Consider the following 5,844-nt stretch of genomic DNA (forward strand, 5'->3'; position numbering starts at 1 on the left):
TTTATCAATTATGGTTGTAAATACCTGTAAACCTTTCTGGGTAGTCGCTGTCGCCATGAATTTCGATACAGTACTAATGTTTTGAAAAATCACCCCTTTACAAGCCCGACTTAGATGAGGGAAAAGACGATGCTCTATTGGATTATATTTAGATGTATAAGGAGGGTAGTGTGCAATCCTAATTTCAATTCCAATTTCATTAACCAAAAGTTGTCAAGCCTCTTTGAACACATAATAACGAGAACTATTGCTGCCCCCACCATCGCATAATATTAGGATAGAGTCAGCTAGCTTATATTGATACTTTCCGTAATTATCCCACCAATAACGAATAGAATCACAAGCAAACGTAACACTTATATCTATTCCTTTTTCTGCTAACAAGTTCGCTATTTCTTGGCGAGTTAGGTTCGTCCATTTTATCTCCTCATCCATTGGTGAACCTGCTGTGTGATTTTCTATTACCTTTAGAAATATTTCATTGATTCCTGGCAGCGTCTCAATTACTTTTTTTCGGCCTCCGCCTGGATTCCGAATTCGGGGATTGCTGATTAAATCGAACTGCTTCAAGTCAGCACATCCCTGCCGGATAGTTCTGTAGTTACATTTGAATAATTTACTAATATATTGCATCCCACCATAGCCAATTTTTTGGGCTTCAATTGCTGCATATCGCCTCCGGTCTTTCTCTGACAGGGATTCATAGTAAAGTTTCATCTGCTGTTCGCTGATTGAAGTATCTATTTTTACCACGATCGTCTTCCCTTAAAGCTATTTCTTAATTTTACAGTACTTTGCTACTAGTCTTGCAAGTTATTTAATCCTCATTCCTTAGTTAATCCTCATTCCTTAGTTAATCCGTAAAAAATATATCTTTAGATAGATGCCGATCGTGAAAAACACATTTTCAAATAAACAATCGGCACAGTAGCGTAAATCTAGTGAAATAATCAATCGTCCTGCCTACTGACTAGCTCGATCGGACTATAATTGTCTGGAGAACTATCATTGAAGATCCTTTAACTGACGGCATCAAGTCATTAACAGCGAAGATCCAAAGGATCGGCTCCGCTAACGAACATCCACGATTTGCTCTATCTGGCTCTAGCTAAAATTTACCGTTTGTATTTGTCATGACATCACTAGATCTTATCTCTCAGGTCAAGCAATCGATCGCCAAGCTTACCGATCCCAACTCGATCCCGTCCGATCTTGACTTGACCAATTGCGATCGCGAACCGATTCATATCCCAAGCGCGATTCAGTCTCATGGTGTGTTACTGACATTTTTAGAAACTGACTTGACGATTTTGCAGGTTAGTCAAAATTGTGAAATATTTCTGGGCAAAAAACCTACTGAATTATTGGGACAGCCGCTATCATTATTGATGGATAAAACCCAGTTTGCGACGATCGAGAGTTGCGTCAATGGTGACTTTGAAAACGTCAATCCACTGCGATTATCTTTACAAGTCAATGGCAAATCTGAGGGCTTTGAAGGGATCGTGCATCGGACTGATGGGGTCATCGTCATGGAGCTAGAACGCTGCTTGAGTGTTGCAGCCGATCGACAAGCTGTGAGCTTCTTTGACTTTTATAAGTTTGTCAAAACGCCAATCGATCGGATTCAGAATACCCAAACCCTCGCCGAACTTGCCGAACAAACCGTCACTGTGGTTCGGACGCTAACGGGGTTCGACAGGGTGATGCTATATCGCTTTGATACAGACGGTTCTGGACAAGTCATCGCTGAAAACAAGCACGAGGCGCAGACATCTTTCTTGGGGTTGCACTATCCGGCTAGCGATATTCCCAAGCAAGCCAAAGAACTCTATCGGCTCAATTTGCTCCGCATTATCCCCGATGTGCGCTACGAGCGAGTCCAGCTAGAGCCAACTCTCAACCCAGTCACTGGTAAGCCACTGGATCTGAGTCTATCGGCACTACGGAGTGTTTCGCCGATGCACACAGAATATTTGTACAACATGGGCGTTCGCGCTTCGATGTCGATTTCGATCTTGCGCGATCGCCAATTGTGGGGATTGATTGCCTGTCATCACTCTACGCCCAGACAACTTTCCTATGAGACGCGGACAATTTGTGAGTTTTTGGGACAGGTAATTTCGTTTGAGATCGGGTCGAAGGATGATGCGAAGGATGTCAGCTACAAAATGCAACTCCAATCAGCTCAAGCGCGATTTGTCAATACGATCGCTAGCTGTCAAAAGCTGCGAGACAGTTTCACCCAAAATCCGCGCGATCCGATCGAGCTAGTCGGCGCAACTGGGGTAGTTTTTTGCGAACACGGTCAGATTGACTGTATTGGGACAACCCCGCCCACAACCGAGATCCCTGAGTTGCTAGCCTGGATCGATCGCCAGATCGGCGAAGATGCGGTTTATAGCACTAGTACACTAATTAATGATTATCCACCCTTGATGCCTTACAAGGACGTTGCCAGCGGGTTGCTAGCACTGCGGATTTCGCGAATTCAGCAAACCTATTTACTATGGTTCCGACCGGAAGTGATTCAAACGGTCGAGTGGGGCGGCGAACCCAATAAGTCTGTCGAAGTCGATGAACATAATCAGTTGCGGATGGCACCCCGCAAATCATTTGAACTGTGGAAGCAAACCGTCCAACGCCAATCGCTGCCGTGGAAAGCCTGCGAAATCGAAGCAGCCCTGGAGCTGCGGATCAAAATCATCGGGATCGTCCTCCAAAAAGCGGACGAATTGGCTTTATTGAATGCCGAGTTGGAACGTAGCAATGTCGAGCTAGATGCCTTTGCCTACGTCGCATCTCACGATCTCAAAGAGCCACTCCGGGGCATCCACAACTATTCCACCTTCCTGATTGAAGACTATGGCGACAAGTTGGGTGAAGATGGCACTCACAAGCTAGCGACCCTGATGCAGTTGACACAGCGGATGGAAGATCTGATCGAGTCATTGTTGCGCTATTCGCGCTTTGGTCGGGCCGAACTGCTACTTCAGCCAGTCGCGCTCGATCATATCGTCGAGAGTGTCATGGAGGTCATCAAAATCAGCCAGCCGTCGCCCATGCAGTTACAGATTCCCAGACCGCTATCCCGAATCGAATGCGATCGCGCTCAAGTCACCGAGTTATTTACCAATCTGATCGGCAACGCCCTCAAGTATAACGATCGCGACCAGAAATCGATCGAGATTGGTTATATCTTACCGACTGAGAGCGACGATCTAGTACCCACCAGCTTGGATCGATCGCAGACGGTGTTTTTTGTCAGAGATAATGGGATTGGGATTCGCGCTAAACATTTTGAAAATATCTTCAAAATCTTCAAGCGGCTGCATCCGGCTACCAAGTACGGGGGCGGTACTGGTGCTGGACTGACGATCGTCAAAAAGATTGTCGAACGCCACGGTGGAGACATTGCCGTAGTATCGACCTTCGGTGAGGGCAGCACCTTTTACTTTACATTGGGTACTAGTGAGTGACAGACCAATCTCGATTGCCAACATTACTGATTGTGGAAGATAGCGATGAGTATTTTGAAGTATTGTGTCGGACGATCTCTGATGCGCTCGATCGAGCCATCTCGATCGAGCGGTGTCTGGATGGTGACGACGCACTCGATTTTCTCCATCATGAAGGCAGTTATCTCGATCGGCTAAATTGTCCCAATCCCGATTTGATCCTGTTAGATCTCAATTTACCCGGTACCGATGGGCGCGAAGTCCTGAGCGTTATCAAAACTACCGAGACCCTCAAAAGCATCCCCGTCGCGATTCTGAGTACTTCTGCTAATCCCAAGGATATCGCAGCTTGCTACCAGTCGGGAGTCAACAGCTACTTGCTCAAACCGATGCGGATCGACGATCTCCGCAAATTGCTGCGGATCTTCTTAGCATATTGGTTCGAGAGCGTCATCCTGCCGAATGCGAGCGATCCCGATTTTTGAACCGTAACTTTTAGTCTACCGTATATACAGAAGTCGGTTTGAGTTGATGCGTAGATCTAAATCCCCCAACCCCCTTGGAAAGGGGGCTAAGATCCGGATCTTGCTCCCCCTTTTTAAGGGGGTTGGGGGGATTTCTAGGGTTTTCGCTTTTTCTCAGAGATGTGTATACACGGTAGCAACTTTTAGTGGGGCAATTCTACTAAAAGAACTGCCCCCACTAAAAGTATTACAATGAATATTGTCAATAATATAGCGAAATATTAACTATTTGCGGAGTCAGACTAGCGATGATTATTAACACCAGTCAGCCAAACCAATCGGACAAAATCTTGCCCGCAAGTTGTACGATCCTGATTGTCGATGACTCTGCAACCGATCGCTACACTTATCGCCGCTATTTGGAAGCTACCGATCGATTTGAGGCTCAGATTTGGGATTGTGACTCGGCAACAGTAGCCCTAGATCTGTGCGAACAGACTTGTCCGAATCTGATTTTGCTCGATTACTTGATGCCTGAGCTGGATGGACTGCAATTTCTCCAAGAGCTAGCCGAGCGCGTGGATGTCGTGCCGCCGACGATTATGCTCACTGGGCAGGGGAACGAAATAGTGGCAGTAGAGGCGATGAAGCATGGCGCGATCGACTATCTCGTCAAAAGCCAGCTTACACCCCTCAAGCTAGCCAATGCGATCGTCAATGCCCTGTCGATGCAAAAGTTGCAAGCTCAGATCGATCGACAGCACCAACAGCAACAGTTGCTAGCGCGGATCGTAGTCAAGATCGGTCAGGCGGTCGAATTGTCCGAGGTGCTCCAATCCGCAGTGCAGGGATGTCGCGAACTTTTGGATTGCGATCGAGTGGCAGTTTATAAATTACAGCCAGATCTCAGTGGCACCATCGTCGCCGAGGCGGTCTTGCCCCAGTGGACTTCATCATTAGGTAAGCAGATCGAGGAGGGTTGTTTTGACGATCGCACCGCTCATCCGATTACCAAATACCTGGCTGGGCGCAGTTTTATCGTTTCGGACATCGATACAGCAGATCTGTTGCCTTGTTATGTGACAATGCTCAAAGAGTTTCAAGTTAGATCCCTAGTCATCGTCCCGATCCTGTTCCGAGAAATATCGCCACAATCGAGCGACCCGATCGTCTGGGGATTGCTGATCGTCCATCAATGTCGATCGAGCCGAACGTGGGTAGCCAACGAGATAAACCTCGTCAACGAACTATCGATCCAGATGGCAGTAGCAATTCAGCAAGCCGAGCTAGTCTCAGATCTCCAAGCCAGCCTCGCCCACCAACAAGTAATAGAACAACAGCTACGCGATCGCGTCCTCGAAATCGAACAGATCAATCTCCGCCTATCTGTCGCCACCAACCTGCTGGAAAAACGCAATCAAGAACTAAATGAATTTGCTTGTATTGCCTCTCACGATCTCCAAGCACCCCTGCGTAGAATTAGCAATCTCACCAACTGGTTGAGCCAAGATTTGGAAGGGACACTTCCTCCAGAAAATCAACAACAAATCGATCTAATTCAAATGCAAATATTGCAAATGAATGCGTTGATTAAAGGATTACTTCAATATGCCAGAGTTGGTAGAGAAAATATCGAATCGACAAATATCAATCTGAGCGATTTGTTTACGGAGGTGATATTCACAATCGAACCTAGTCCTGAATTTGAAATCAATTTCCCGACCGATTTACCCAATTTTAACACTCACTCTCTACACTTAAAACAAGTTTTTGCCAACCTCATTAACCTGAGTTCGATGAAGTTTTGTCTCCTCAAACTCAGGCATTTCAACACTTTTAGGCTAACAGCAGAATTTTTTCAATTTTTGGCACATTAAAATCCACCATCAATATCATTAATAGTTGAAAAAACATTGATTTAA

General features: G+C 46.1%; 3 protein-coding genes and 1 pseudogene. 3 read left to right on the forward strand and 1 reads right to left on the reverse strand.

Translation table 11 applies throughout. The annotated features are described in order from the left end of the window. A pseudogene (locus tag ACEW9I_RS10655) lies at positions 1-717 on the reverse strand (ISAzo13 family transposase); the annotation flags it as partial. Positions 718-1,133: 416 nt separating this feature from the next. Between ACEW9I_RS10655 and ACEW9I_RS10660 the strand changes: the two are divergent. The 3 genes from ACEW9I_RS10660 (at position 1,134) to ACEW9I_RS10670 (ending at position 5,799) form a co-directional block, all read left to right on the forward strand. Then, positions 1,134-3,479 carry an ATP-binding protein gene (locus ACEW9I_RS10660; protein WP_373540320.1) on the forward strand — a complete coding sequence of 782 codons (2,346 nt, stop codon included), beginning with the start codon at positions 1,134-1,136 and terminating at the stop codon, positions 3,477-3,479. Further along, entirely contained in the window at positions 3,476-3,943 is a 468-nt protein-coding gene (locus tag ACEW9I_RS10665) for a response regulator (protein WP_373540321.1), read from the forward strand. The genes ACEW9I_RS10660 and ACEW9I_RS10665 overlap by 4 nt, the downstream gene beginning before the upstream one ends. A gap of 287 nt (positions 3,944-4,230) precedes the next feature. Further along, a complete protein-coding gene (locus ACEW9I_RS10670) occupies positions 4,231-5,799 on the forward strand; it encodes a response regulator (protein WP_373540322.1) in 1,569 nt (522 codons plus the stop codon). Positions 5,800-5,844 lie beyond the last annotated feature (45 nt).

Origin of the sequence: Chamaesiphon sp., assembly GCF_041738855.1 — a bacterium.
GTDB lineage: Bacteria > Cyanobacteriota > Cyanobacteriia > Cyanobacteriales > Chamaesiphonaceae > Chamaesiphon.